This is a genomic window from Halosimplex halophilum (assembly GCF_004698125.1).
GTDB lineage: Archaea > Halobacteriota > Halobacteria > Halobacteriales > Haloarculaceae > Halosimplex > Halosimplex halophilum.
This window is the reverse complement of record NZ_ML214297.1, coordinates 1004595-1028379: the sequence shown is the minus strand read 5'-3', so window position 1 is coordinate 1028379 and position 23785 is coordinate 1004595. Positions and strand designations below refer to the sequence as shown.

Annotated in this window: 24 protein-coding genes; 9 read left to right on the top strand and 15 right to left on the bottom strand. The window is 72.0% G+C overall.

Translation table 11 applies throughout. From position 1 onward, the window contains the following. Window positions 1-66: 66 nt before the first annotated feature. The gene (locus E3328_RS05175) at window positions 67-378 is read left to right on the top strand and encodes a HalOD1 output domain-containing protein (RefSeq protein WP_209452135.1); all 312 of its coding nucleotides are present in this window, start codon (window positions 67-69) and stop codon (window positions 376-378) included. A 3-nt stretch (window positions 379-381) separates the two neighbouring features. Then, complete coding sequence (locus tag E3328_RS21785; protein WP_167837306.1) at window positions 382-546, top strand: DUF7576 family protein; 165 nt, start codon at window positions 382-384, stop codon at window positions 544-546. Between the two features lies 1 nt (window position 547). Here the strand turns inward: E3328_RS21785 and E3328_RS05170 are convergent, their stop codons facing one another. The 4 genes from E3328_RS05170 to E3328_RS05155 all read right to left on the bottom strand — a co-directional run bounded on the left by E3328_RS05170 (window position 548) and on the right by E3328_RS05155 (window position 7255). Continuing rightward, window positions 548-3973 carry an MEDS domain-containing protein gene (locus E3328_RS05170; protein WP_167837305.1) on the bottom strand — a complete coding sequence of 1142 codons (3426 nt, stop codon included), beginning with the start codon at window positions 3971-3973 and terminating at the stop codon, window positions 548-550. 311 nt (window positions 3974-4284) lie between these two features. Beyond that, window positions 4285-5340, bottom strand: coding sequence for a zinc-binding dehydrogenase (locus tag E3328_RS05165; protein ID WP_135364676.1), 1056 nt, complete (start codon window positions 5338-5340; stop codon window positions 4285-4287). A 2-nt stretch (window positions 5341-5342) separates the two neighbouring features. After that, entirely contained in the window at window positions 5343-6107 is a 765-nt protein-coding gene (locus E3328_RS05160; protein WP_135363537.1) for an aldo/keto reductase, read from the bottom strand. A gap of 95 nt (window positions 6108-6202) precedes the next feature. Next, window positions 6203-7255: a lamin tail domain-containing protein gene (locus E3328_RS05155; RefSeq protein ID WP_135363536.1), complete on the bottom strand. Its 1053-nt coding sequence runs from the start codon at window positions 7253-7255 to the stop codon at window positions 6203-6205. A gap of 109 nt (window positions 7256-7364) precedes the next feature. On the opposite strand from E3328_RS05155, the gene E3328_RS05150 reads away from it, so the two are divergent. Beyond that, window positions 7365-8141: a class I SAM-dependent methyltransferase gene (locus tag E3328_RS05150; protein ID WP_135363535.1), complete on the top strand. Its 777-nt coding sequence runs from the start codon at window positions 7365-7367 to the stop codon at window positions 8139-8141. A gap of 50 nt (window positions 8142-8191) precedes the next feature. On the opposite strand, the gene hflX is transcribed toward E3328_RS05150, so the two are convergent. After that, window positions 8192-9499, bottom strand: coding sequence for a GTPase HflX (gene hflX / locus E3328_RS05145; RefSeq protein ID WP_135363534.1), 1308 nt, complete (start codon window positions 9497-9499; stop codon window positions 8192-8194). A gap of 315 nt (window positions 9500-9814) precedes the next feature. Beyond that, window positions 9815-10792: an mRNA 3'-end processing factor gene (locus tag E3328_RS05140; RefSeq protein WP_135363533.1), complete on the bottom strand. Its 978-nt coding sequence runs from the start codon at window positions 10790-10792 to the stop codon at window positions 9815-9817. A gap of 159 nt (window positions 10793-10951) precedes the next feature. Here E3328_RS05140 and E3328_RS05135 point away from each other — a divergent pair, with 159 nt between their 5' ends. Both E3328_RS05135 and E3328_RS05130 read left to right on the top strand, forming a co-directional pair. Further along, window positions 10952-11377 (top strand): NUDIX domain-containing protein, encoded by a 426-nt coding sequence (locus E3328_RS05135; protein ID WP_135363532.1) that lies wholly within the window; start codon window positions 10952-10954, stop codon window positions 11375-11377. A gap of 117 nt (window positions 11378-11494) precedes the next feature. Beyond that, entirely contained in the window at window positions 11495-12091 is a 597-nt protein-coding gene (locus E3328_RS05130; RefSeq protein ID WP_135363531.1) for a helix-hairpin-helix domain-containing protein, read from the top strand. A gap of 50 nt (window positions 12092-12141) precedes the next feature. Here the strand turns inward: E3328_RS05130 and E3328_RS05125 are convergent, their stop codons facing one another. From E3328_RS05125 to E3328_RS05105, 5 genes are all read right to left on the bottom strand, one after another. Then, window positions 12142-12918, bottom strand: coding sequence for an SAM hydrolase/SAM-dependent halogenase family protein (locus E3328_RS05125; protein ID WP_135363530.1), 777 nt, complete (start codon window positions 12916-12918; stop codon window positions 12142-12144). A gap of 66 nt (window positions 12919-12984) precedes the next feature. Next, window positions 12985-14028, bottom strand: a complete 1044-nt coding sequence (locus E3328_RS05120; protein WP_135363529.1) for an ABC transporter ATP-binding protein — start codon at window positions 14026-14028, stop codon at window positions 12985-12987. Next, window positions 14021-15763: an ABC transporter permease gene (locus E3328_RS05115; protein WP_135363528.1), complete on the bottom strand. Its 1743-nt coding sequence runs from the start codon at window positions 15761-15763 to the stop codon at window positions 14021-14023. Before E3328_RS05115 ends, E3328_RS05120 begins: the two co-directional genes overlap by 8 nt. Then, window positions 15764-16960, bottom strand: coding sequence for a thiamine ABC transporter substrate-binding protein (locus tag E3328_RS05110; RefSeq protein ID WP_135363527.1), 1197 nt, complete (start codon window positions 16958-16960; stop codon window positions 15764-15766). Between the two features lie 163 nt (window positions 16961-17123). Next, on the bottom strand, window positions 17124-18002 hold the full coding sequence (locus E3328_RS05105; protein ID WP_135363526.1) for an aldo/keto reductase: 879 nt from the start codon (window positions 18000-18002) through the stop codon (window positions 17124-17126). A 152-nt stretch (window positions 18003-18154) separates the two neighbouring features. On the opposite strand from E3328_RS05105, the gene E3328_RS05100 reads away from it, so the two are divergent. After that, window positions 18155-18691, top strand: coding sequence for a multiprotein bridging factor aMBF1 (locus tag E3328_RS05100; protein ID WP_135363525.1), 537 nt, complete (start codon window positions 18155-18157; stop codon window positions 18689-18691). 43 nt (window positions 18692-18734) lie between these two features. Here the strand turns inward: E3328_RS05100 and E3328_RS05095 are convergent, their stop codons facing one another. Beyond that, window positions 18735-19295 carry a response regulator gene (locus E3328_RS05095; protein WP_135363524.1) on the bottom strand — a complete coding sequence of 187 codons (561 nt, stop codon included), beginning with the start codon at window positions 19293-19295 and terminating at the stop codon, window positions 18735-18737. A 246-nt stretch (window positions 19296-19541) separates the two neighbouring features. Here E3328_RS05095 and tpiA point away from each other — a divergent pair, with 246 nt between their 5' ends. Continuing rightward, a complete protein-coding gene (gene tpiA / locus E3328_RS05090) occupies window positions 19542-20189 on the top strand; it encodes a triose-phosphate isomerase (protein ID WP_135363523.1) in 648 nt (215 codons plus the stop codon). Between the two features lies 1 nt (window position 20190). Here tpiA and E3328_RS05085 read toward each other — a convergent pair whose 3' ends face one another. Both E3328_RS05085 and E3328_RS05080 read right to left on the bottom strand, forming a co-directional pair. Next, window positions 20191-20547, bottom strand: coding sequence for a DUF7344 domain-containing protein (locus tag E3328_RS05085; RefSeq protein ID WP_135363522.1), 357 nt, complete (start codon window positions 20545-20547; stop codon window positions 20191-20193). 58 nt (window positions 20548-20605) lie between these two features. Continuing rightward, window positions 20606-21268 carry a helix-turn-helix domain-containing protein gene (locus E3328_RS05080; protein WP_135363521.1) on the bottom strand — a complete coding sequence of 221 codons (663 nt, stop codon included), beginning with the start codon at window positions 21266-21268 and terminating at the stop codon, window positions 20606-20608. Window positions 21269-21382: 114 nt separating this feature from the next. Here E3328_RS05080 and E3328_RS05075 point away from each other — a divergent pair, with 114 nt between their 5' ends. Both E3328_RS05075 and E3328_RS05070 read left to right on the top strand, forming a co-directional pair. Further along, entirely contained in the window at window positions 21383-21655 is a 273-nt protein-coding gene (locus tag E3328_RS05075; protein ID WP_135363520.1) for a HalOD1 output domain-containing protein, read from the top strand. A gap of 72 nt (window positions 21656-21727) precedes the next feature. Then, entirely contained in the window at window positions 21728-23059 is a 1332-nt protein-coding gene (locus E3328_RS05070) for an MFS transporter (RefSeq protein ID WP_135363519.1), read from the top strand. Window positions 23060-23094: 35 nt separating this feature from the next. On the opposite strand, the gene E3328_RS05065 is transcribed toward E3328_RS05070, so the two are convergent. Then, window positions 23095-23736 (bottom strand): hypothetical protein, encoded by a 642-nt coding sequence (locus tag E3328_RS05065; protein WP_135363518.1) that lies wholly within the window; start codon window positions 23734-23736, stop codon window positions 23095-23097. Window positions 23737-23785 lie beyond the last annotated feature (49 nt).

Here is a 23785-nt window from a genome sequence, read left to right as displayed (position 1 = left end):
GGTTCGGGCCGACGCTTCACACTGAGATACAACGGCTATGGGGCGGTATCCCCTGGGACCTAGTAGATGATGCAGCCATCCATCGGCACGGCGTTCACCTACCGGATCGACGACGACCAGACCGCCAGCGAGGCCGTCCTCGACGCGGTCGCCGAGCGGGCTGGGGTGGGCGTGCTCGACATCTCGACGCCGCTCTACGAGGCCGTCGACCCGGAGGCGCTCGACGCGTTCTACCGGACCAGCGAGCCGTCCGACGGGGGGGAGACGCGCGTCTCCTTCGAGTACTACGGGTACGGAGTGACCGTGTCCGGCGACGGGGAGGTCCGCCTCGACGCGGTGACCGTCGGCGACGGTGACGCCGACCAGGTACTGGGGTAAGCCGTGGCCGCCCCCGCCGACGAGGGCCCCTTCGAGACCTGCGCGCACTGCGGCGCGCGCCTGTCGGGCCCAGGGTGGTTCCCGGCGACGACCCGCATCGAGGGGGGATCGGTCTCGGTCGTCTCCTTTTGCGACGACGGCTGTCTGACCGCCTGGCGCGAGCGGTGACTCACCCGTCCTGTGCGCCCGCCTCGAACAGTTGCCGACAGAGCTTGCGGTGGGCGGTGCGGACGTGCGTGTTGAACGTCGGTTGCGAGATGTCCAGCGACTCGGCGACCTCGCTGCCGGTCTGGGCGCGCGGCGAGTCGAAGTACCCGCCGAAGTAGGCCGTCTGCAACACCTCCAGCTGTCGCTCGGTGAGTTCCGCCGTCAGCGTCGCGCGCAGTTCGGTCGGCGACCGGCGCGGCCGCTCGCGGCTCCGCTGGGCGACCAGCTCCGTGTCCGCGTAGGCGCCGCCGAAGGCCTCGACGAACCCCCGAACGTCCGCGTCGGCGCCGAGCTCGACGACGAGGCTCGCGATGCCGTCCTCGACCGTCAGCCGCCGCGGGCGCCCCCCGTGGCGGCGGGCCGTCTCGCAGAGGCTCCGCTCGCCCAGCGTCGCCTCGAACAGACAGACCGGCCCGTCGTCGGCCTCGTACTCGGAGACGAGCGACACGTCGGTCGTCGCCAGGTCGGGCGCGGCCGCGCGCAGTTCCTCGACCGGGACGCCCCGCGTCGAGGCGAACACCCGCGGGCGGCCGTCCGGGGCGGGGACGATCCCCTCCAGCGCGAGCTCGCAGCCCGTCTCGCGGACGACCTCGACGATGCCCAGGTCGTCGTCGCCGACCGCGAACTCCAGTTCGGTCACCTCGTCGCTGACCAGCGACCGCTTGCTCTCGACGGCGTTGACGGCGTAGGCGATGGTGTCGCCCAGCTCGGACAGCACCGACCGCTCCAGCTCGTCGAACACGCTGGGCTGGTTGGCGTAGACGTTGAGCACGCCGTAGAGCGCGCCGTCGTAGACGAGCGGCAGCGCGATCGAGGCGTGGTACCCGCGGGTCAGCGCCGCCTGGCGCCACGGCTCGAAGTCCGGGTCCTCGACGATGTTGTCGACGACCTGGGGATCGCGCGTCCGGACGGCCCGTCCGGCGGGGCCCCGCCCGGTCGTGTCTTCGTCGGCCGTGACGGTCACCGCGTCGAGGTACCCCTTCTCGGCGCCGGCCCACTCTCGGGGCGTGATCTCGTCGGTGACCGAGTCGTGGTCCCCGATCCACGCCAGCTCGTACGGCCCCACGTCGGCCAGCTGCTCGCAGACGACCCGCTCGATCTCCCCGCGGGTCGACGCCCCCACGAGCGACCGCCCGATCGAGCGGATGGTGTCGTTGATGCGGTTGAGCCGTGCGAGCGACTCGTTTTGCTCCTCCAGGGTCCGTTCGCGCTCCGCGAGGAGCCGCTCGCGGTCGGCCCGGCCGCAGGCCGTCTCGACGGTCGCGGCCGTCGTCTCGACGAACTCCAGTTCGGCGTCGCAGAACCCCGCCGACGCTTCGGTCGCGGTGACGAACACGCCGTGGGAGCCCAGCGGCACCGCGGCGACCGCCGTCACGTCGTCGCCGGTCCCCGAGGCGTCCACGTCGTCGACGACCCGCGTCTCGCCCGCGGTGAACGCCTTCCAGAGCGGCCCCGACGGCGTCTCGCTCAGCGCGGCCGTCGGGAGTTCGTCGACCGCGCGGTCGGTCCGCGCGGCGGTCTCCAGGCGGCCCTCGTCCCTGTCGTAGCTGACCACCGCCGTCAGCGGGAGTTCGAGCCGCTCGGCGGCGTGGTCGACGGCCGTCTCGGCGATCGCCGCCCCGGTCTCGGCGTCCATCAGGTCGCGGCTCAGCTCGTTGAGCGCGGCCAGCTGGGCCTGGCGCTGCTCGCGCTCCAGCTCGTAGCTGACCCACTGGGCGGTTAGCTCCAGGAAGGTCCGCTCGGCGTCGGAAAAGGGCCGGTCGCGCGCCTCGCGGGCGGCGAAACACAGCGTCCCGTAGCGGTCGCCGCCGACGGTCACCGTCGTCCCGACGTAGCTGTCGAGGCCGTCGGTCCCGTGGGCCGAGTCGTCCGCCCAGCCCGCCGCGGGCGCGTCGGCGACGGCGACGGGCCCGTCGTTCTTGACGACGCGGCGGCAGTACGTCTCCGAGAGGTCAGCGGTCACCTCCGACTGGATCAGCTCGTGGGAGCCGACCGCGTCGACGATCTCGAAGCGGTCGCCGGTCACGCGCGACAGGAACCCGACCTCCAGGTCGAACCGCGCGCGGCCGAGTTCGAGCAGCCGTCGGAGCTTCCCCTCGAAGGACAGGTCGCCGTCGGCCGTGACCTCGTACAGCTCCCGCTGGAACGCCTCGCGCCGGCGACGGCCGAGCTCGTACTCGATCCACTGGCCCATGAGCCGCTGGAAGGTCCGCTCCTCGTCGGAGAACGGGCGTTCCCGGGGCCGCTCCGAGAGGAAGAAGAACGTCCGGTCGTCGCCGCCCTCGACCGCGACGTGGGTGCCGAGGTAGGCCTCGACGCCCAGCTCGCGGCGGGCGACCGCGTCGGCGAACCCGGCCGCCTCGGGGTCGTCGACGCCGACGACGCCGCGCTCGTCGGCCGTCGCCGCGCAGTAGGTCTCCGACAGCGGCAACTCCAGGCCGGGCTGGAACCGTTCGTGGTCCCCGCTGACGTGCTCGACCTCGAAGGTATCGCTCTCGCGGTCGACCCGTGCCATCGCGCCGAGGTCGAGGCCGAACCGCTCGCACCCCAGCTCGAACAGCCGCCGGAGCTTCCGCTCGAACGACCGGTCCGACCGCGAGATGATCTCGTGTTGCTCGCGCATGACGGCGGTCTGGTCGCGCAGCGACGCCTTCGCTCGCGCCCGCTCGCGCAGCGTCCCCAGCATCCGGTCGAGTTCGTTCTCGGGCCGGTCGGGGCCGCAGAACTCCTCGGGGGGCGTGTAGTAGACGTTGTGACAGACCGTCGTGTCGGAGATGAGGTGGGGGTGGACGCGGACCACGTCGACCAGGGCGTCGGCCGGGAACCGCTCGCGGTCGTACTGGCACATCGCGATGGCATCGGTGTCGTCGAACAGCGCGTTCACCCGGCTCTCGTACTCCATGACCGTCTCGACGGGGACGTCCGCCTCTACGATCCACTCCATGTCGGCTACCAGCCGGAGCGCGTCGAACTCCGCGGTGGCCCCCTCGATCTCGGCCTCGTAGACCTCCATCATCGACTCGGGGTCGAACGACTCCTCGCGCAAGTACGTGTTCTGGGTGCTCTCGAAGACGAGCGCGCCCGACTCGACGGCGCCGTCGACGTCGATGCCGCGCTCGCGGAGCAGGTCCGCCACGGTCGACAGCGACGCCTCGTCGCCGACGTACATGCACTTCTCGCCGCGTTCGAGCCCCTGGCGGAGGAACGGCACCGCCGCCGCGAACTGCTCGTCGCGGCCCTCGTAGACGAGCGCGAAGTGGTCGTTGGCGTGGTCGTGGCCGTCCAGCGGCTCGATGGGCCCGCGGAACTCCGGGCTCTCCCTGAGCGCCTCGGTCCCGTTGTCCAGCCCGAGCGGCCGGCCCCCGTCCTCGCCGGCGCGGCGCTCCATACTCATCCGTCGTGACTCACCCCGTCCGCCCGCGCGCGTCCACCCGGATCGCCCCCTGTCCGTTCCCGTTCGGAGAGTAGTTGCCGTGTCATGATAGTGCGAAGGGCCGCGAGGCGACTCGCCCCGCGGTCGTCGTCGTGGGGAAGAGCGGACTAACCCGTATAAGCGAAGCGATCATTCGCTGACAATACGTCCCGGTTCGACGCCGGAAACGCGCCCGTCGCTCGTCGGCTACGCGCCGATACGGACCGGATAGTTGCCAGTGTCGTGCGCCGAGCGGCACCGCCGAGCGGTCGCGCGGTTCGGTCCGCTCAGAAGTCGGTGACGACCTCGACGCCGACGGTGTCGAACTCGCTCATCGCCGCCAGCCGGTCGGGCACGTCCGCCAGCGCGACGCGGTCGGTGACGAGCGCCCCGGGGTCGAGTTGGCCGGCGGCGACCATCGCGAAGATGTCGTCGTACCGCCGCGGGGGCATGCCGCGCGAGCCGGCGACGGTCAGGTCGTCCTGCACGAGGCGGTCGACCGGCAGGGAGACCTCGCCGCGGTCCTCGTCGCCGGTCAGCCCCACCTGGACGTGCGTGCCGCCGCTCCCCAGCGAGTCGACGGCCGTCCGGAACGTCTCGCCCGACCCGAGCGCGTCTATCGATACGTCCGCGCCGCCGAACCGGTCGCGGACGCGTTCGGGAGCGTCGACTTCCTCGGCGTTCAGCGTCGCCGCGGCGCCGGTCTCGGCGGCCAGCTCCAGCGGCGCCTCGCGCACGTCGACGGCGACGGGGGTGGCGCCGAGCGCGGCGGCGATCTGGACGGCCGAGAGGCCGACGCCGCCGCAGCCCACGACGGCGACCACGTCGCCGCCGCCCGCGTCGGCGGTCGCGTCCAGCGCCTCGAAGGCGGTGACGAACCGACAGCCCATGCTCGCGGCGGCGACGGCCGAGACGCCCTCGGGGAGCGCGACGGCGTTCACGTCGGCCGCGGGGACGTGGAACCGCTCGGCGAACGCGCCCGGCGCCTCGGGGCCGAACCCCAGCGCGGTCGCCCCTTCGCAGTAGTTCTGTCGGCCCGCCCGGCAGGCCGGACACGTGCCGTCGGCGAGGCTGAACGGGACGACCACGCGGTCGCCGACCGCGACCGTCTCCACGTCGGCGCCGACCTCGCGGACGGTTCCCACCGGCTCGTGGCCGAGGACCTGTCCCGTCGGGACGCGGTCGTCGACCCAGTCGCCGTGGCCCTGCCAGGCGTGCCAGTCGCTGCGGCAGATACCGCAGGCCTCCGTCTCGACGACGACGCCGTCCGGGTCGGGTTCGGGCTCGGCCACGTCGCGGAGTTCGAGCGGTTCGCCGTGCTCGGCGAGGACGACTGCGCGCATACTCATTCGGGGTACAGTTCCCGCTCGCGGTCGATGTCGTCGATGCGTTCGATCTCCGCGGACGAAAGCTCCAGCGACCGCGCCGCCAGGTTCGCTCGCAGGTGCTCCTCCGAGGAGGCCTTCGGGATGGTGACGACGTTCTCGTGGGCGAGCGCCCACGCGATGGCCACCGCCGCCGGCGAGGTGTCGTGGGCCGCGGCGATCTCGGTCAGCACGGGATCGTCGAACGCCTCGCCGCCGATCAGCGGCGAGTAGGCCACCAGCGGGTAGCCGTGGTCCCGCGCGTCGGCCAGCAGCTCGCGGTTCCCGAAGTAGGGGTGGAACTCGACCTGGTGGGCGGCGACCGGCGCGTCGAGCACCTCCCGGGCACGTTCCAGCTGGTCCGGCTCGAAGTTCGAGAGGCCGACGCCCTCGACGAGGCCGTCGTCGACGAGTCCGTCCAGCGCGGGCAGGGTCCGTTCGGGGTCGTAGTCGCCGCGCGGGCGGTGGACGTACAGCAGGTCGACCGAGCCGAGGCCGAGCCGGTCCAGACTCGCCGCCGCGGCGGGCGCCACGTCCCCCGCGGCCAGCGAGTCGACCCAGAGCTTCGTCGCGATCGTGAGCTCCTCGCGGGGGGTGTCGCTCGCGGCGATCCCCTCGCCGACGACCGCCTCGTTGCCGTAGATCTGTGCCGTGTCGAGGTGGCGATACCCCACGTCGACCGCCGTCTCGACCGCCCCGGGGTCGTCGATCCCCATCGTGCCGAGTCCGACCGGTGGGAGGTCCATAGCGATCCCTGCGGCGGGACACAGTTGGCTCTAGCGGTGACGAAGCGGCGGACAGCCAGACCGCCGCCGCTCGACCGTCGCGGACCCCGGGTCGCTCAGCCGTACGCGTACCGCAGCACCGTCTCGCCGTCGCGGGCGACGACCACCGTGTCGCCGCCGTTGTTCCAGACCGCCGAGTCGCTGCCCCAGTAGAGCGTGTCGGCGGTGTCCTCCCCCTCTCCCGTCCGGAGCGTCACGGTCTCGCCCGGTTCGAGGGCGAATCCCGCGGGGAACGTGTACGTGTGGTCGGCCTCGTCGCTGACCGTCCAGCCGCCCACCTCCAGCCGCCCCTCGCCGTCGTTCCCGAAGACGACGTACTCGTCGTTGGGGTTCTCGTGGTCGTTGCCCGCCGCGTCGGCGTGGACCCGCTCGACGGCCAGCCCCGCCGAGGACGTGGCGACCGGGCCGTCCGCGTCGCCGGTGGCCGGTACGGTCGCGTCCGGATCCCGGCAGCGCCACAGCCCGCGACGGTCGCTCTGTGCGTCGGCCTCGGCCGCGTAGTACCGGTCGGACCGCCGGAACGTGCTGTCGTAGACGCGGGCGTGACCGGTCGCCACCAGCCGGTAGGTGAAGTCCGTGCGGTTGGTCGCGGTCGCTGCGGTTCCGTTCGTTGCGGTACCGTTCGGAGTCGCCATCGCGGTCCCGTTCGCGCCGCTCGCGTTCACGTGGACGTACGCCAGCAGCCGGCCGTAGCGGTCCCGCCGGTCGGCCGCCGGGTCGGTGACCAGGGTCACCCGCTCGCCGGCCAGCCACCGCTCGGCGAACGCGCTGGCGTCCTCGCCCGCGGCTTCGAGGCAGGCCCGGCCCGTCTCGTTGTTCGGCACCCCCTCGAACTCGGCGGGGTCGTTGTCGGCGTACACCTCCGGCGTGTCCACGCCCAGCAGCCGCACCGTGTCCGTCGACCCGTTGGCGTAGCGCACGTCGACGGTGTCCCCGTCGACCACCTCGACCACCGTCACCGCCGTCCCGTTCGCGACCTCGGGCGCCGCGGCGGTCGGTCCCGTGGTGGTCTCCTCGCCCACCGACACCGAGAACCCCGCGCAGCCGCTCAGGGCCGCCAGGACCGTCACTGCGAGGACCGCGGCGAGTCGCGCAGGTCGACCGGTCATACCGGCGTTCCGGCCCCCAGTCGCAAGAGCGTTGGCACCTCGGAGGCCGGACGGGCGGTCGGCCCCTCCTCGCCCGGGAGTATAAGCCGCGGCGCGGTCTGTCTCCGGCATGGCCCAGGACCCCGAGACGGTCTTCGCGGCGAACCGGCGCTACTGGGACCACTCGACGCCGCGGAAGATGGCCCACGGCAGCTACCCGCTGGCGGCGTTCCGGGCGGGCGAGTCGACGCTGTTCGACCACGAACGCGAGGACGTCGGCGCGGTCTCCGGCCGGTCGCTGCTGCACCTCCAGTGCAACAACGGCCTGGAGACCCTCTCGTGGGCGCGGGAGGGCGCCGAACCCGTGGGTATCGACATCTCCGGCGAGAGCCTGCGTGTCGCCCGCGAGTTGGCCGCCGAGTCGGGGCTGGACGCCGCGTTCGTCCAGTGCAACGTCTACGACGCCGCCGACGCGCTCGACCGCCGGTTCGACGTGGTCTACACCTCCCGCGGCGTGCTCGGCTGGCTCCCCGACCTGGACGGGTGGGCCGACGCGGTCGCGCGCTCGCTCGCCGGCGACGGGGTCTTCTACCTCTTCGAGGGTCACCCGCTCGTCCACTCGTTCGACGGCGACCTGGGAGTCGGGCGTTCGTACTTCGAGACGGGGCCGCGCGAGCGAACCGAGTCCGATTTCGGCGCGGACGAGCGCCACTACCTGACCCACCACCGGCTCGGCGACGTGGTCACGGCGCTCACGTCGGCCGGGCTGCGGGTCGAGTTCCTCCGGGAGCACCCCTTCGACTACTGGCGGCGGTGGGAGCGGATGGTGCGCGACGACGCCGGTCGCTGGCGACTCCCGGGGGACCCGATCCCGCTGACCTTCTCGCTGCGAGCGCGGCCGGCGTAGCCGCTCGCGGGGCCCGTCCCGGCGCCCCCAGCGCGGTCCCACCGCCGAGGCTACTCGCCGAGCGCCTCGGCGTCGGCGCGCAGCTGTTCGACTATCGCCGGCCGCCCGCGGACCGACAGGGCGACCGTCTCTGCGCCGTACTCGATTGACTCGACGACCGCGCGGTCGTACGCCCGCGAGACGATCCCCATCGCCTCGTCGCGGTTGGGGAGCCGTAACTCGGCGCGCTCGGTCGGGAGCCGGTCCGCGATCGCCGCGCGGAGGCGGTCGAGGTTCGTCCCCTCGCGGACGCTGACCGCGACCGGCTCCGGGGCGAGGTCTGCGACCGCCTCGCGGCGCTCGGCGGGCGCGTCGCCGTCGAGCAGGTCGACCTTGTTCAGCGCCGTGACGACCGCCGACTCGTCGACGCCCTGGCCCGCCAGCACGTCGAGCGCGACCCCGACCTTCTCGCGCAACGCCGGGGGCGCGTCGCTCGCGTCGGCGACGAGCACGACCGCGTCGGCGGCCGCGGCGTCCGACAGCGTCTCGCTGAACGACTCGACCAGCCAGTGGGGGAGGTCGGCGACGAACCCGACGGTGTCGGTACAGAGGGTCCGCCGGCCGTCGACCGTCGCCCGCCGCGTCGTCGTCTCCAGCGTCTCGAACAGCCGGTCCCGCACCGCCGCCGTCTCCGTCGCGGCGTCGGGGTGGGGGTCGCGCCCGTTCGTGCCCGCCTCCTCGCCCGCGTCGAGGTCCAGGTCGTCGGCCAGCCGGCGCAACAGCGTCGACTTGCCGGCGTTCGTGTAGCCGGCGAGGGTCACCAGGTCGAACCCCTGCTCGCGGCGCTCGGCGCGGTGCTGCTCGGCCGGGTGCGGCAGGTCCGAGAGCTTGCGTTCGAGGTCGGCGATCCGGTTTTTCACCCCGTTGACCGGCGTCCCCTTCTCGACGCGCCTGTTCATCCCCTGCACGTCCGAGCGCGCCTTCAGCCGGGGGAGGTCGTACCGGAGCCGGGCGAGCTCCGTCTGCAGCTGCGCCCGGCGCGTGCTCGCCCGGTCGGCGAAGATGGCGAGCACCAGCCGGTAGCGGTCGAAGACGGTCGTCCCGTCGGGCAGCGCCTCCCTGATGGCGGCCGTCTGTCGGGGCGTCAGCTCCCCGTCGACGGCGACCAGGTCCGCGTCGGCCTCCGCGACCTGCGCCGAGAGTTCGGTGACCTTTCCGCGCCCGAAGTGCGTCCCCGGGTCCGCCGCGCGGGCCTGCGTCACCGCGCCGCGGACCTCGTAGCCCGCCGCCTCGGTCAGCGCCCGTATCTCGCCGGTGTCGACCGGCCGCTCGTCCGCTCGCGCCGCGACGATCGCTGTCGATCCCGTCCGTCGTCTCATGTCTGTGTGGATATCTCCGTCGGTGTGTCGGTCTGCGGGCGATACCGCCGCTCGGCCGCCGGACGGCCGCCGAGCTATCGGACCGTCGGAACTCGCCGGTCGCGGGCCGCCGCGGTGTCACGCCGTCGGCGCGTGAGCGCGGAGGCGACACACGGCCACGAGCGCGGGCCTGATCCGTGGATCGCTATCCACGAGGCGCGACGCGCTCGAAACCGGTGGACCGGTCAGCAGAAGTGTCTGATCTCCATCGCCGTGTCCGGGGGGTCGGCCGCGCCCGTCAAGAGCGTTGCCGTGGCGTGGCAACCGGTCCCACGATCAGAAGTCGCCCAGCGTCGCCTGGTTCTTCTTCAGCGACTGCGCGGGGATCCCGAGTTCCGAGGTGACGGCGGTCGCGAACGCGTCGGCGAAGCCGTGCTGGGTGTAGACCTGCTCGGGGTCGACGGCGGCGACGAGGCCGAGCAGTTCGTCGTAGTCGGGGTGGTCCGAGAGGACGAACCCCTCGTCGAATCCCCGGCGGTAGACGAACGAGTCGTCGACGGCCCACCCGGAGAACCCGGCCGTCGCAGCCCCGGTCGACTCGACCAGCGACTCGACCCACGGGCTCCGGGGTGAGCCCGAGAGAACGAGCGCGTCGCCCGCCCGGAGTTCCACCTCGGCGTCGTAGCGTTCCCCCGGGAAGGTCACGTCGCGGTGGCGCTCGATCACGTCGCTCACGTCGGCGACGGCGTCGGTCACGAACACCCGCTCCCGGTCGGCGCCCGCGAGGATCCGCTGGAGCTTCTGGGCCCGTCCCAGCGCGTAGCCGAACAGGAGGACCGGCCGGTCGGTCGTCGCCGCGAGCCACGACCGGACCGCCTCGACCGTCTCCTCGGTCGACGGGAACCGATACTCGGGCTTCCCGTAGGTCGTCTCGACGACCAGCACGTCGGCGGCGACGGGGTCGAACCCGTCGAGGTGGAAGCGGTCGCGCGTCGAGCAGTCGCCCGTGTAGAGGTACCGCCGCCCCGTCTCCGGGTCGGTGAGTCGCATCGCCCGCGAGCCCGCGACGTGGCCCGCGGGGAACCGCTCGACCGCGGGGTGGTCGACCGCGGTCGGGGCGGCGCCGTCGCGCCGGGCGCCGAGCAGTGCCGTCGTCAGCTCCGAGGCGACGACCGCCGACCCGGCCGCGTAGTGGTCGCCGTGTGCGTGGCTCACCAGCGTCGCGTCGGCGTCGCCGCTCCCGTCCGCGACGAACCGCTCGCCGCCCGCGAACGTCACCTCGATCCCGCTCCCCAGCCGGACTCGCCGAGTCACGCCCCTCCGTAGGCCCCTCGGCCGAATATACGTGTCGTCGGACGGTCGGCCGTCGCCGCGTACACGCTGTATGACATCGAAGACAGCGTCCGCATATCCGGCGGTTCGTCGGCTCCTACCCGGAACGCCTATGCCACCGACACCTGTAGCGGTCGGCCGATGAGCTGGCGCGACATTCGACCGGTGGCGGTCGGCGTTCCCCGTCGCGAGGACGAGGTGCTCCTGAGTCGGCTGCACGACAGCGACGGCACCGAGACGTTCTATCGCCCCATCGGCGGCGGGATCGAGTTCGGCGAGTCGAGCGACGAGGCGCTGGCCCGCGAGTTCGAGGAGGAACTCGACGTCGAGGTCGTCGAGGCCGACCTGCTGGAGACCCTGGAGAACACGTTTACCTTCGAGGGTCGGCGGGGTCACGAGATCTGGTTTCTCTACGACGTCACGCTCGCGGAGTCGTGGCCGTACGAGCGCGACGAGTTCGATGGGCGAGAGCCCGAGGCCGACGAGACCTACAGAGCGGTCTGGACGCCGGTCGACGCGCTCGACGACGTGACCGTCTATCCCGAACACCTCGCGTCGCTGCTCTGACTCGCCTGGCGGGCGACCGAGACCGTCGAATCGACAGGCCCAAACCGCCCGATAGCGTGGTGATCGTACGGGGTACGTGCCGCCGAGAAACAACCAGGCACGGCTTCGAACCCGACCATGGCAGACGCACATCGCGATCCGTCGAGAACCAGCAGGATCGACACGGCGATCGGACTCGTCCTCGAAGACCGGCGCACCGCCGAGCGACGGCAGGTGATCTACACCGACGCGCAGGTGGTGCTCCTGCGCGACGAGTCGGGCGGGACGACGCTCGTCCGCCGCGACGCCTTCGACGCCGAACTCGGGACGCGCTACCGCCCGCGGCCGGGCGCCGAGGCGCCGAGCGACGCCGGCCAGTACGACCGCCTCCGCGAACGGCTTGCCGCCTACGAGCGCGAGGAGGGCCGCAAGGCGAGACACAAGGCCGACGCGCTCCGCGAGGCGCTGGACTTGCTCGCCGAACCGGAGCGCGACCGGGACGACAGTGATCCGGACGGGAGCGGCGACAGTTCGGGCGACGCCCCCGGTCCCGATACCGACCCGGAGGTCCCCTTCGAGGCGGTCCCGGGCATCGGCCCGAAGACCGCCGGGAAACTCCGGACCGCGGGCTACGTCACGGAGAGCGACGTGCGCGGCGCGGCGGACGACGCGCTCCTGGCGGTCGCCGGGCTCGGGCGGGAGACCCTGGAGAACCTCCGCGAGTTCGTCGACTGACCGGCGGGCGACGACCGCCGCGCTCGCGGCACCGACGGCGGCAGTGCCGGCTACCACTCCAGCGAGACGGCGTCGCCGACGCCGAGGTCGAACGCCTCGTCGCCGCGGCCCCTGTTCACGGCGAACTCGACGTTGCCGTGGCTGCCGACAGTCACGAGCCGCTCGCCGGGGTCGCGGGCGGCGTAGGCGTCGCGGACCGGGACCGGCTCGCCGTCGACCCGGACCGCCTCGCGGTCGGCTACCGTCTCGCCGGGGACGTTCGTGATGACGTTGCCGAAGCCGTCGACGACGAGCACTTCGCCGCGGGCTCCGGCGCCGGTGACCTCCGGCTCGGGGAACGTCAGGTCCACCCACTCGTCGGTCCGGGTACACCGGTCGATGTCGCCGGCGCCGCCCGCGTCGTGTACGTCTGCAGCCGCGGGCGCGAACACGTCGCGGCCGTGGAACGTGTTGCTCGCCGTCTCGGCGTCCTCGTACTCGACCCGCCACACGCCGAAGTCCCGGCCGGCGGCGTCCGTATCGTCGCCGCCGGCGAGTTCGCGGGCGACCGGGATCGCGACGCCGTTGTCGGGCGCGACGATCCGGTGGTCGCCGGCCTCGACGACGACGGCGGCGCGGTCCGTCCCGACGCCGGGGTCGACGACGACGCAGTGGGTGGCCGGCGGGAAGTACGGCAGCACCTCGCGCAGCCAGAAGGCCGCCGCGCGCACGTCCTGACGCGGGAAGTCGTGGGCGATGTCCTCGATCCGGGCGTCCGACCGGGAGCAGATCACGCCCCGCATCGCCGCGGGGTACGGGCTCGGGAAGTCCGAGGCGAGCGTTATCATACCCGATGGCACGGCGATACGTCGGTTAACTCCCCCGGTCTGTTCCGGCGCGGCGATGCGGCCCGCTCACACTATCCGAGCGTCGGCCGGGTCGAACCCGAGCGTCAGCGCGTCGCCGTCGTGAGGGTCGGGCGTCCGGAAGACGACGGTCCGGTCGCCCCAGTCGGCGTAGTAGCGGGTGGTCTCGCCGAGGAACTCCGCGGTGTCGACCGCGACCTCGAAGCGGTTGGCGTCGGCGCCCACGCGCAGGTCCTCCGGCCGGACGCAGAAGGTCACTGTATCGCTCGCCGCGCCCGTCCCGTCACCGACTCCGTCGTCGATCCGGAACTCCGTCCCGTCGACCGCTACCGTGGTCCCGTCGCCGTCGCGGCCGACCGCCTCGCCGCGGAAGAGGTTGTTCTCCCCGACGAACGAGGCGACGAACTCCGTCGCGGGCCGCTCGTACACCTCCCGCGGCGTGCCGACCTGTTCGACGGTCCCGTCGCTCATCACGGCGAGGCGGTCGGAGATCGCGAGCGCCTCCGCCTGGTCGTGGGTGACGTAGACGGTGGTCACCCCCAGGTCCGTCTGGATGCGCTTGACCTGCCGGCGCAACGTCTCGCGCAGGCGGGCGTCCAGCGCCGACATCGGCTCGTCGAGCAGGAGCACGTCCGGCGCCGGCGCGAGCGCGCGGGCCAGCGCGACCCGCTGTTGCTGGCCGCCCGAGAGCTGGTCGGGCTCGCGGTCGCCCATGCCCGAGAGGTCCACCAGCTCCAGCAGGTCGGCCACACGTTCGTCGACCGACTGGCCGTCCGGCGGGTCGGCGAACTTCAGCCCGTAGGCGACGTTCTCGCGGACGCTCATGTGGGGGAACAGGGCGTAGTTCTGGAAGACGATGCCCACGTCCCGTTCCTCGGTCGGGACGCCGGCCACGTCCGCGCCGCCGAAGCGGACGGTGCCCGCGGTGGGCGATTCGAGGCCGGCGATCGTCCGGAGGGTCGTCGTCTTCCCGCACCCGGAGGGGCCGACGAGCGTGAAGAACTCGCCCTCGGCGATGTCGAGGGTGACGCCGTCGAGCGCGACGGTGTCGTCGAAGGCCTTCCGGACGCCGTCGAGCTGCAGGTCAACCACCGAAACCACTCCCCTCGCCGAGGCGGTCGATTACCACGAAGCTCACGCTCGTCACGACGAGCAGGACGACGCCCATCGCGGTCGCGGGGCCGAGCCGTCGGCCGATGAACCGCTCGATGGCGACCGGCATGGTGTAGCCCGAGCCGCCGGTGGCCAGTATAACCGTCGAATCGAACTCGCCGATGCTGATGGCGAAGGCGAAGGCGGTCCCCGCGAGGACGGCCGGGACGACCAGCGGGAGTTCGATGTCGAGCATCACCCGGGCGCGGGAGGCCCCGAGCGAGCGCGCCGACTCGACGACCGAGTCGTCGATGCCGGAGAGGGCGGGCGCGACGTTGCGCGTGACGAACGGGTAGGCGCCGACGGCGTGGGCGGCGACGATGGCGACCGCGCCCGTGGCGGTGAACCGATAGCCGAAAGCTTCGGTGCCGAAGACCCACCCGCGGAGCAGCCCCAGGCCGACGACGACGCCGCTGACGGCGAACGGCGCCATCGAGAGCGTGTCGATCAGCTTGCGCCCGCGGAACTGTCGGGTGCTGACGACGGCGAGGAACACGCCCATCGGGACCGCCAGGAGAAGCGTTCCCGCGCCGAAGATCAGGGAGTTCGTGACGGCCGTCAGCGGCTTGACCTGGAAGGCGTAGGCGCTGGTCTGCCGCTCGACCAGGAAGCGGTAGTTGCGGAGCGTGAACCCCTCGGGACCGGTGACGCTGCTGTAGACCAGACTGACGATGGGGACGACGAAGACGACGACGGCCACGACGGCGTAGCCCCAGGCGAACAGCCGCCGTTTCGTCGCCGGGCCGAACAGGTCGACCCGCTCTGCCGGGCGCGCGGCGCCGGTCGCCCGCTGGCGCGCCTCGTAGCGCAGGTAGGCGTAGGTCAGCGCCAGCGAGAACAGCATCTCCATCGTCGCGAGCGTCGAGGCGGTCCCGTAGTCGAGCTGGCTGATCCGGTGGTAGACCCACACCTCGACGGTCGCCAGCGAGAGCCCGCCGAGCGCGAGCACGACGGCGAACGACATGAACGAGAAGATGAACGTGAGCAGGGCGCCGGTCAGGATCGCGGGGAGCAACTGGGGGATCACCACGTCCCAGAACGCCCGCAGCGGCGACGCGCCCAGCGAGCGGGCGGTCTCGGTCATCTCCGCGTCGATGCCCTCCCACGACGCGGCGGTGATCCGCGCGACCAGCGGCGCGTCGTAGAAGGCGTGGGCGAGGACGATGATCCCGAGCGTGCCCGTGAAACTGGACACCTGCAGCCCCAGCGTCTGCAGCGTCCCGGTGACGACGCCGTTCGCGCCGAACGTGGCGACGAACCCGATCGCGACGAGGATCGTCGGCATGACAAAGGGGAGCGCCGTCAGCGAGCGGACCGTCCGGCGGCCGGGGAACTCGAAGCGGGCGAGGACGTACGCGCCGGGCAGCCCCAGCAGGACGGCGGCGACCGTCGACAGCAGCGCCTGGTAGGCGGTGAATCCGAACAGCCCCAGCCGGTAGTCGGGGAACGACCGCACGATAACGGCCGGGTCGTCCAGCGCCTGGGCGACGACGCCGAAGTAGAACGGGTCGCGCAGCACCTCGGCGACGGTCGCGAGGGTGTAGACGCCGTCGACGCGGACCGCCTCGACGAGGACGATCCCCACCGGGTAGAAGAACATCAGCCCCAGCAGCGCGAGCGTCGCGGCTGCCAGCGCAGGGGCGCTCAGCCGTTCGACGACCCGGGCGGGCCGCATCTACTGCGTCGCGATCTGGCGCGACCAGTCGCTGAGCCACGGCTCGACGTTGCCCATCAGCTCGTCGTAGCCGAAGCTGACGATCTCCTCGGGCTCGTAGACGAGGTCGTAGTAGTCCGAGGGGAGCTCCGCGTTGTCGACCGCCGGGAGCGCGACGTTGCGCTGGGCGATCTCCGCCTGGATCTCCGGCCGGAGGACGAAGTCGATGAACTCCGTCGCCAGCCCCATCCGGTCGGTGCCGGTGAACGGTGCGGCCCCCTCCAGATAGGCGTAGCCCGAATCGTTGAGGAACCCGACCTGGTGGCGGGCCATGTCCTGGTCGTAGCGGTCGGCGTACACCTGGTCCGTCGAGTAGGAGACGACCATCGGCGCCTCGTCGTTCGAGTAGGCGTCGTAGGCGGTCCCCCAGTCCTGCAGGACGCGCGTCCCGTTGTCCATCAGCTCCGACCAGTAGTCGAGGTAGCCGTCCTCGCCGAACTGGTCGATGGTCCAGAACATGAACTCCAGGCCCGTCTCGCTGTTTTGCGGGTTGGGCACGAGCAGCCCGTTCTCGTAGGGGTCGCTCGCCAGCTCGTCGAACGTCTCGGGCGCGTCGACGCCGCGCTCGTCGAGGGCGTTCTGGTTGTAGACGAGGCTGATGTAGGAGGCGCCGACGGGGATGGCCCGCTCCTGGGGGTCGAAGCGGTAGTCGTCGACGACCGCGTCGGCGTTCGAGAGCGCCCCCGTGTCGACGCTGGTGAACAGCGAGTCGCCCTCGCCGACCCCGCGGTCGGCCTTGACGAGGTTCTCCGGCGTCAGCCCGAGGAACAGGTCGGTGTCGATGCTGACGCCCTGCTGGCGCCGCTGGAGGAAGTAGTCCATGCTGCTCTCGGGCGCGAACCACTGCAGGTCAGCGTCGTACTCGGACTCGAAGCGCTCCTTGAGCCACGGGCCCGGGCTCGAACTCGGCGCGTCGACGAACGAGGGGTACGTGCCCACGCGCAGCAGCGGCGTCCCGCCCGAGGCGGTTCCGGTCACCGTCCCGTCGGCCGTCTCGGTCGCGGTGCCGTCGCCGTCCGTGGCGGTCGAACCGCTCCCGGGTGTGTCGGTCGAGTCGCCCTCCGTCGCGGTCGCGTCGTCGGTCGGTTCGGCGCTACAGCCGGCCACGAGTCCGGCGGCCCCCGCGCCCACGGTGGTCAGGAAACGTCGTCGGTTCACAACCAGGGAATATAGGCGGCGAATAAAATACCCCGCGATCCCGACCCGACGGATCCGGAGGAAATCTCCCGTTTCGGGACGCGAACGGACAGGATCGGACAACGAAACGGAACGAACCGGCACGGGCGCGGGACTCGCCAGCGGTCGGCTCGCGCGGCCGCCGTCAGATGTCGACGGTCGGGACGGGCGACTCGTCGGACCGCCGTTCCTCGACCATCGCGGCCTGTTCGTCGTCGTCCATCGGCTCGAACTCGGCGGCGGCGTCGAGGATGTCGCCGACGAGCCGCGGGTCGCCGGCGTTGGTCAGGGTCGTGACGCCCTCCTGTGCGAGCGTGAACCGGAGGCACCGCCGCAGGTCCGCGGGGTCGTCGTACGGCTCGTACCAGGTGTTGTAGGGCCGCTCCGCCTCGGGCAGGTCGTCGGGCCACGGCCGCTTCGCGAACGTCTTGATCGCCAGCACGCCCATCCCCTGCTCGGAGAGCTCGCGGGCCAGCGCGGGGAACTCGTGGTCCGGGCCCTCCTTCGCGGCGACGGTCGCGTTGACCGGGAACATCGCCGTCTCCAGGTCCGGGATGCGGTCGACGGCCTCGCGGATCACGTCGGGGCTACCGTGGCTCGTCAGGCCGATGTGGTCGATGATCCCTTCCTCCTGAGCCTCGCGGTAGGCCTTCAGGGCGCCGTCGTCGGCGGTTATCTCGTCGATCTCCGACGACTCGGTGACGGCGTGGAACTGGTACAGGTCGATGTGGTCGACGCCGAGGCGGTCGAGCGACGCCTCGAGCTTCTCCCAGGCGCCCTCGTAGCCCCGTTCGAGCGTCTTGCACCCGAGGAACACCTCGTCGCGGCGGTCGGCCAGCGTCGGTGCGAGTTTGACCTCAGCCGTGCCGTACTGGGGCGCCACGTCGATGTGGTTGACTCCGCGGTCGAGGACCCGCTCGGTCATCTCGTCGGCCTCGGCCTGGTCGAGGAAGTCGAGCGCGATCGCGCCGAAGGTCAACACCGTGCTCTCCTGGCCGGTGTCGCCCAGCGGTCTGGTCTCCATGGCCGGAGTAGGGACGAGAGCGGCAAAAACCCCGGTGCCCCCGGCGTGTGCGTCCGGGGGGAGGCGACCGTCGGCCGGCCGGGGGAGCGCGCGGCGCGTCCGGCAGTTATTCTGGCGTATGCTTTATGCCCGGTGACCGGCAAGGGGCGATCATGGTTCAGTGTGAGATGTGCGGGAGCGAGACGAGTTCCCCCAACCGCGTCAAGGTCGAGGGGGCGGAGCTCGACGTCTGCGACGAGTGCACCGACTTCGGCACGGAGGTCAAACAGCAGTCCTCGTCGTCGGCCTCGACGAAGTACTCGACCTCGTCGTCGGACTCGTCGTCGAGTTCGGGTGGGTCGTCGTCGGGCTCCTCGTCGAGTTCGGGCGGGTCCTCGCGGCGCCGGCAGGACATGTTCGACGAGATGGACGAGCTCGCGCAGGACTACGACGAGATCGTCCGCTCGGCCCGGGAGTCCGCGGGCATGAGTCAGGAGGACCTGGCCCGCAAGCTCAACGAGAAGGCCAGCCTCATCCGGAAGATCGAGCGGGGCGACACCCTCCCGAGCGACGAGGTCCAGCGCAAGCTCGAGAGCGCGCTGGACGTGGACCTGTCCGCCGGCGGGACGACCGACGAGTCCGAGTGGTCGGGCGGCGACTCGACCGGGGAGTACACGCTCGGCGACGTTGTCGAACGAAAGGACTCCTGATCGCTGCGGAGCGGAACCGGACGAGCGGACCGTACGCGGCCGGTCACTGCGTTTTCGTCACGTAGTCGTCACCGAGGTCGTCGGCGATCCCCTGGACGGTCTCCTCCATCTCGGCGATCTCCCGCTGGAGGCGCTGGAAGGTGTCGCTGTCGGCGAGTTCCGACTCGGTCTTCTCGACCCGCAGGACGTTGCGCTTGAGCTTCTTCGCGGTGAGCTCGCGCTTGCGGTCGGTGTACTCCGAGAGCTTCAGCAGGCGGTCGACGACCTCTCTGAGCCGGTCCCTGGTCACGGGCTTGACGACGTAGTCGTCACAGCCCATGTCGATGATGTCGAAGTCCGGGTCGACGGCGGTGACCATGGCGACCCGACACCGGAGGCCCCGCTCCTGGATCTCCGCGAGGACCTCGTTGCCGGAGACGATGGGCATCCGCCGGTCGAGCAGGACCACGTCCAGGTCCGCGGCGAGCATCTCCAGGGCCTCGGCGCCGCCGTAGGCGGTCCGCACGTCGTACTCCCCGTCGAGGTACTCGGTGTACAGCTCGGCGAGGTGGTCCTCGTCCTCCACGACCAGCACCGTCCCGCGTTCGGCGGTCCCCTGTGTCACGACGGACTGATATTGCGAGACGACCGTCTTAACTCTCACCCTCGCCGCCCGGGCCGGTTCGCCGGGCGACGGACGCCGACCGACAGCCGCGGGGCGACGGACGCCGACTGACAGCCACCGACCCCGGCCGGCTCGGGGCCTCCCCGGCCTGCGAGCGGGCAGCCGTCGCCCCTCCCTCGGGGAGCGATTCCCGACGGCGTCGCCGGACTCACAACCTATTTCCCCGTCGCGGTCGCCCACTCGGGTATGTTCGTCCTGGTCAACCTGAAGGCCTACCCGTGTGACCCCGTCGAGATCGCCGAGGCGGCCGCCGACGTGAGCGACGCGACCGGCGTGCGGATCGCCGTCGCCCCGCAGGCCGCTCACCTCTCGGCAGTCGCCGAGACGGGCGTCGAGACGTGGGCCCAGCACGTCAGCCCCGTCGAGCACGGCAGCCACACCGGCAGCACGCTCGCGGAGGCCGTCGCCGACGCCGGCGCCGAAGGGACGCTGCTCAACCACTCCGAGGCGCGGCGCAAGCTCGCCGACATCGACGCCAGTCTGGACGCGGCCGAGCGGGCGGGCCTGGAGACGGTCGTCTGCGCGAACAACCCCGGTCAGGTCGGCGCCGCGGCCGCGCTCGGCCCCGACGCGGTCGCCGTCGAACCGCCGGAACTCATCGGCACGGGGACGCCCGTCAGCAAGGCCGACCCCGACATCGTCACCGACGCAGTCGAGGCGGCCGCCGCCGTCGACGAGTCGGTCGACGTGTTCTGCGGCGCCGGCATCTCGACCGGCGACGACCTCGACGCGGCCCGCGAGCTGGGCGCGACGGGCGTCCTGCTGGCCAGCGGCGTCGCGAAGGCCGACGACCCCCGGGCCGCGCTCGAAGACCTGGTCGAGCCGCTCGCCTGACTCATTCGACGGACGGGAGCGCGACCACCTCGCGGACGGCGTCGGCGTCGACCGCGAGCGCGACCCGCTCCGTCTCGCGGTCGTAGTCCACGATCCCCGCGTCGGCGAGCTTGGGGGCGTGGACGTGATAGAGCGCCGTCGTCACCGACCGGACCGTCGACTGGGGGACCGACTCGGAGTCGTGTTTCCGCGCGGCGAGGGCGTCCGCGATCGCCGACAGGTGGAGGCTCTCCCCGCGGTCGGCGAGCATCGCGACGACGAACCGTCGGTCGGCGACGGCGAGCGCGGAGTAGACGAGGCTCGGGTCTGCTTCGGAGAGCTGGTCCGCGGAACCGTCGATGGGTCTCTGACTGCTCATTCTGGTTCGAGGGAGGGGCCACAGCCGGTTCAGGTACCGCCTTCGGTCGTACCGCCGTTCAAGTACCCTCGTCCGACCCGTCGAGCAACAGCGCGTTGCGGACGAGCGCCGCGGATCCGCGGCGGATCCGCTGGGAGGCGGCGTTCCCGGAGATCCCCAGCTGCTCGCCGAGGTCCGCCGCTGACGCGCCGCGGGGCACGTCGAAGTAGCCCGCGCGGACGGCCGCCGCGAGCGCCTCGTACTGCTCGGGGGTCAGGCCGTACTCCCGCTGGCGCGGGCCGGAGGGATGCCACAGCGAGCGCACCTCGAAGCGCCGACCCGTCTCCTCGAAGTACTCCTGGAACGACGAGACCATCCCCTCGTCGGCGAACCTGAGCCGGAGCGACCAGGTGTCGTCGCTCGCCGACGCCTCGACGATGGCCGCGTGGTGGTCGACCATGTCGTGGATCAGCTCCTGGAAGGGCTCCGCCCAGACGACCCGGAACATGACCGCGTCGTCGGCCCGCTCGGCGACCGACATCGTCTCGACGGCGGGCGCCTCGGCGAGCGACTCACCGAACGCGTCGAGGTCCTCGCCCGTCGCCCAGAGGAACGGGAACACCTCGCGCGGGCTGTGGGTGGCCTGCCGGTTGGCCGTGACGTTCGTCTCCGGGTGGCTCGCGAGCGCCTCGGCGAGCGCGAACGACTCGGTCGGGACCGTGAAGTCACCGATGACACTCACGGGATCGGTACGGCCCTCACACCGATAAGCGTCCGCTGACGTTTCGATCCCGTCTGGATACCGGATACTCCCCGCGGTGACGCACCTTTAGTCGTTCGCGGCACTACGCCGGATATGGAAGACCACGTGAAAGACGGCGCCGTCCGCAGACAGCTCGACCCGGAGGAGGCCGAACCCGCCGCGCAGGTCGCGGCGATGGTCGCCGACATCCGCGGGACGGACGTGACCGAGCTGAGGGACATGTACGGCTGCGCCGACAGCGTACTCGACAATCTCTTCTCGGACCCGCCGGACGACGACGCCCGGATGGACGTGTCGTTCGACTACGAGGGGTTCCGGGTCACAGTCGAGCAGGACGGAACCGTGCGGTTCCGGGAACGGGCGTAACTCACCGCGCCGACGGGCGGTCGGGCCGTCCGCTGTCGGTGGGTATTTCCTCGGTTCGTCACTACCCCCGGTATGGTCGGCGACGACGCGAGTCGTGACGCGGCGAGCGGCGCCACGGGCGGCGGACCGTCGGCCGATGCGTCGTCGGACGGCCGGCCGTCGGACGGCTCGGGGCCGCCCGACGGCGCGATCCCGGACGCGGTCCCGCCGAGTTCCTACGCGCTGGTCGTCCTCGGCGCTGTGAGCTACCTCCTGCTGATGGCCAACTGGTTCGCCCTGGCGGCCTTCCTCGAACCCATCGGGCGCCAGCTCGGCCTCTCGGACACCCAGGCGGGCGCGCTGGTGGGCGCAGTCCCGCTGACCTACGTCCCGCTCTCGCTGCTGTCGGGGCTCGCGCTCGACCGCATCGGCGCCCGCCGGGGCATCGCGCTCGCGGTCGGGGTCTTCGGCGTCGCGCAACTGCTGCGGTCGGCGACGACCGGCTTCACGGGGATGCTCGCGACGACCGTCCTGTTCGCCGTCGGCGCGACAGGGATCACGTTCGGCCTGCCGAAGCTCGTGGCGAGCGTCTTCCCCTCGCGGCTGCTCGGGACGATGTCGACGGTGTACATCCTCGGCTCCTACGCCGGCACGGCCGCGGCCTATAGCGTCGGCCGGGCGATTCTGGGGCCCGCGCTGGGCGGGTGGCGACCGACCTTCCGCGTCCTCGCCGGCGCGGCGCTGGCCTTCCTGGTCGTCTGGATCCCGGTCGCCGCGTGGCACGCCCGCCGCCACGGGACGCCCTACGGCGACGACGCCGAGAGCGACTTCGCGCTCGGGTCGCTCCGGGCGGACGTGGCCCGGGTCTTCTCCCACCGCGTGATGCGGCTACTGGTCGTCGTCGGCACCGTCTACCTCCTGCTGGGTCACAGCCTCCAGGGGTGGCTGCCCACCCTCGCGGGCGCTCGCGGCGCGGCCCCCGCGCGGGCCGCGGCCGTCGCGACGCTGTTCGTCGTCGGCCAGGCCGCCGGCACCGTCGTCGTCCCGCCGCTCTCCGACCGGCTGGGTCGCCGCCGCGAGGCGGTCGTCGCCTGCGGCGGCGCGGCACTGCTTGGGGTCGCCGGCCTCGCGGTCGGCCGGAGCGTGCTCGCCGCGAGCGTCGCCGCCGTGGTCGTCGGGACCGGCGTCGGCGGCGTCTCGCCGCTCGTCCGCGCTATCCCGACCGAGATCGAGGACATCGGCCCGGCGCTGACCGCGACCGCGGTGAGCCTCGTCTTCGCCGTCGGCGAACTCGGCGGCTTCTTCGGCCCGTTCCTCGTCGGCGGGCTCAGGGATCTGACGGGCTCGTTCGCCCCCGGGCTAGCGGTGCTGGCGGTCGGCGCCCTCGCGATGGTCACTGCGGGCCTGCGGCTGCCCGAGATCTGAGTCGCTCCGTCTCGTCACCCCGTGCCGCCGCGACTTCAGTCGTCCCACCGCTCCACGTCGAGTTCCAGCCGCCAGTCGAACTCGACCGCTTCGGCGTCCCCGTCGCCGCCGACCCGAACTGGTGTCGTGAACCGGTAGGTGCCGGGGCGCATGTAGCCGTCCGCCAGATAGTCGTCCCAGACCTCGTAGGTGAAGTACCGCTGGCCGCCGGATGCCAGCGTGTACCCGCCACAGGAGTACGCCCGGTAGGCGGGGCTTCCGTCGGGGACGCGGTCGAGGGTCCAGCACTCGCCCGCGCGTTCGTCGCGCCCGGGCGCGTCCTGGCTCCGGTAGAGCCACAGGCCGCCGTCGTCGCTCCGCCCGTTCCGGTTGAACAGGTGACACCGCGTGTCGTCGACGACGTTCGCCTCTCGCCGCGCGCCCGTGTTCGCGAATTCGATCCGCACCTGGGCCGGCGATTCGGGGCTGCTGTGGGCGGTCGTCACGACCGGGTCGATCATCAGTTCGGCGGCCTCGGGCACGTCGGCGGTGTCGGCGAGCGTCACCCGCCGCCCGGTCGCTCCCTCGCAAGCCGGCGGCGTCGGCGTCCCCGAGTCCGTAGAGTTCGCGCGGGCCTGACAGCCGGCGAATCCGGCCGCTCCCGCTCCGGCCGCGGCGAGCAGGTCGCGTCGGCGCACGGGTCGGCAGTCGCTCGCGGACGTGATAACGATTCGGAACGAATCCACC

Coding starts and splice junctions, on each gene's coding strand:
- E3328_RS05175 (WP_209452135.1), top strand. CDS start 67: ATGATGCAGCCATCCATCGGCACGGCGTTCACCTACCGGATCGACGAC.
- E3328_RS05170 (WP_167837305.1), bottom strand. CDS start 3,973: ATGGAGCGCCGCGCCGGCGAGGACGGGGGCCGGCCGCTCGGGCTGGAC.
- E3328_RS05165 (WP_135364676.1), bottom strand. CDS start 5,340: ATGCGCGCAGTCGTCCTCGCCGAGCACGGCGAACCGCTCGAACTCCGC.
- E3328_RS05160 (WP_135363537.1), bottom strand. CDS start 6,107: ATGGACCTCCCACCGGTCGGACTCGGCACGATGGGGATCGACGACCCC.
- E3328_RS05155 (WP_135363536.1), bottom strand. CDS start 7,255: ATGACCGGTCGACCTGCGCGACTCGCCGCGGTCCTCGCAGTGACGGTC.
- E3328_RS05150 (WP_135363535.1), top strand. CDS start 7,365: ATGGCCCAGGACCCCGAGACGGTCTTCGCGGCGAACCGGCGCTACTGG.
- hflX (WP_135363534.1), bottom strand. CDS start 9,499: ATGAGACGACGGACGGGATCGACAGCGATCGTCGCGGCGCGAGCGGAC.
- E3328_RS05135 (WP_135363532.1), top strand. CDS start 10,952: ATGAGCTGGCGCGACATTCGACCGGTGGCGGTCGGCGTTCCCCGTCGC.
- E3328_RS05130 (WP_135363531.1), top strand. CDS start 11,495: ATGGCAGACGCACATCGCGATCCGTCGAGAACCAGCAGGATCGACACG.
- E3328_RS05125 (WP_135363530.1), bottom strand. CDS start 12,918: ATGATAACGCTCGCCTCGGACTTCCCGAGCCCGTACCCCGCGGCGATG.
- E3328_RS05115 (WP_135363528.1), bottom strand. CDS start 15,763: ATGCGGCCCGCCCGGGTCGTCGAACGGCTGAGCGCCCCTGCGCTGGCA.
- E3328_RS05105 (WP_135363526.1), bottom strand. CDS start 18,002: ATGGAGACCAGACCGCTGGGCGACACCGGCCAGGAGAGCACGGTGTTG.
- E3328_RS05100 (WP_135363525.1), top strand. CDS start 18,155: ATGGTTCAGTGTGAGATGTGCGGGAGCGAGACGAGTTCCCCCAACCGC.
- tpiA (WP_135363523.1), top strand. CDS start 19,542: ATGTTCGTCCTGGTCAACCTGAAGGCCTACCCGTGTGACCCCGTCGAG.
- E3328_RS05085 (WP_135363522.1), bottom strand. CDS start 20,547: ATGAGCAGTCAGAGACCCATCGACGGTTCCGCGGACCAGCTCTCCGAA.
- E3328_RS05075 (WP_135363520.1), top strand. CDS start 21,383: ATGGAAGACCACGTGAAAGACGGCGCCGTCCGCAGACAGCTCGACCCG.
- E3328_RS05070 (WP_135363519.1), top strand. CDS start 21,728: ATGGTCGGCGACGACGCGAGTCGTGACGCGGCGAGCGGCGCCACGGGC.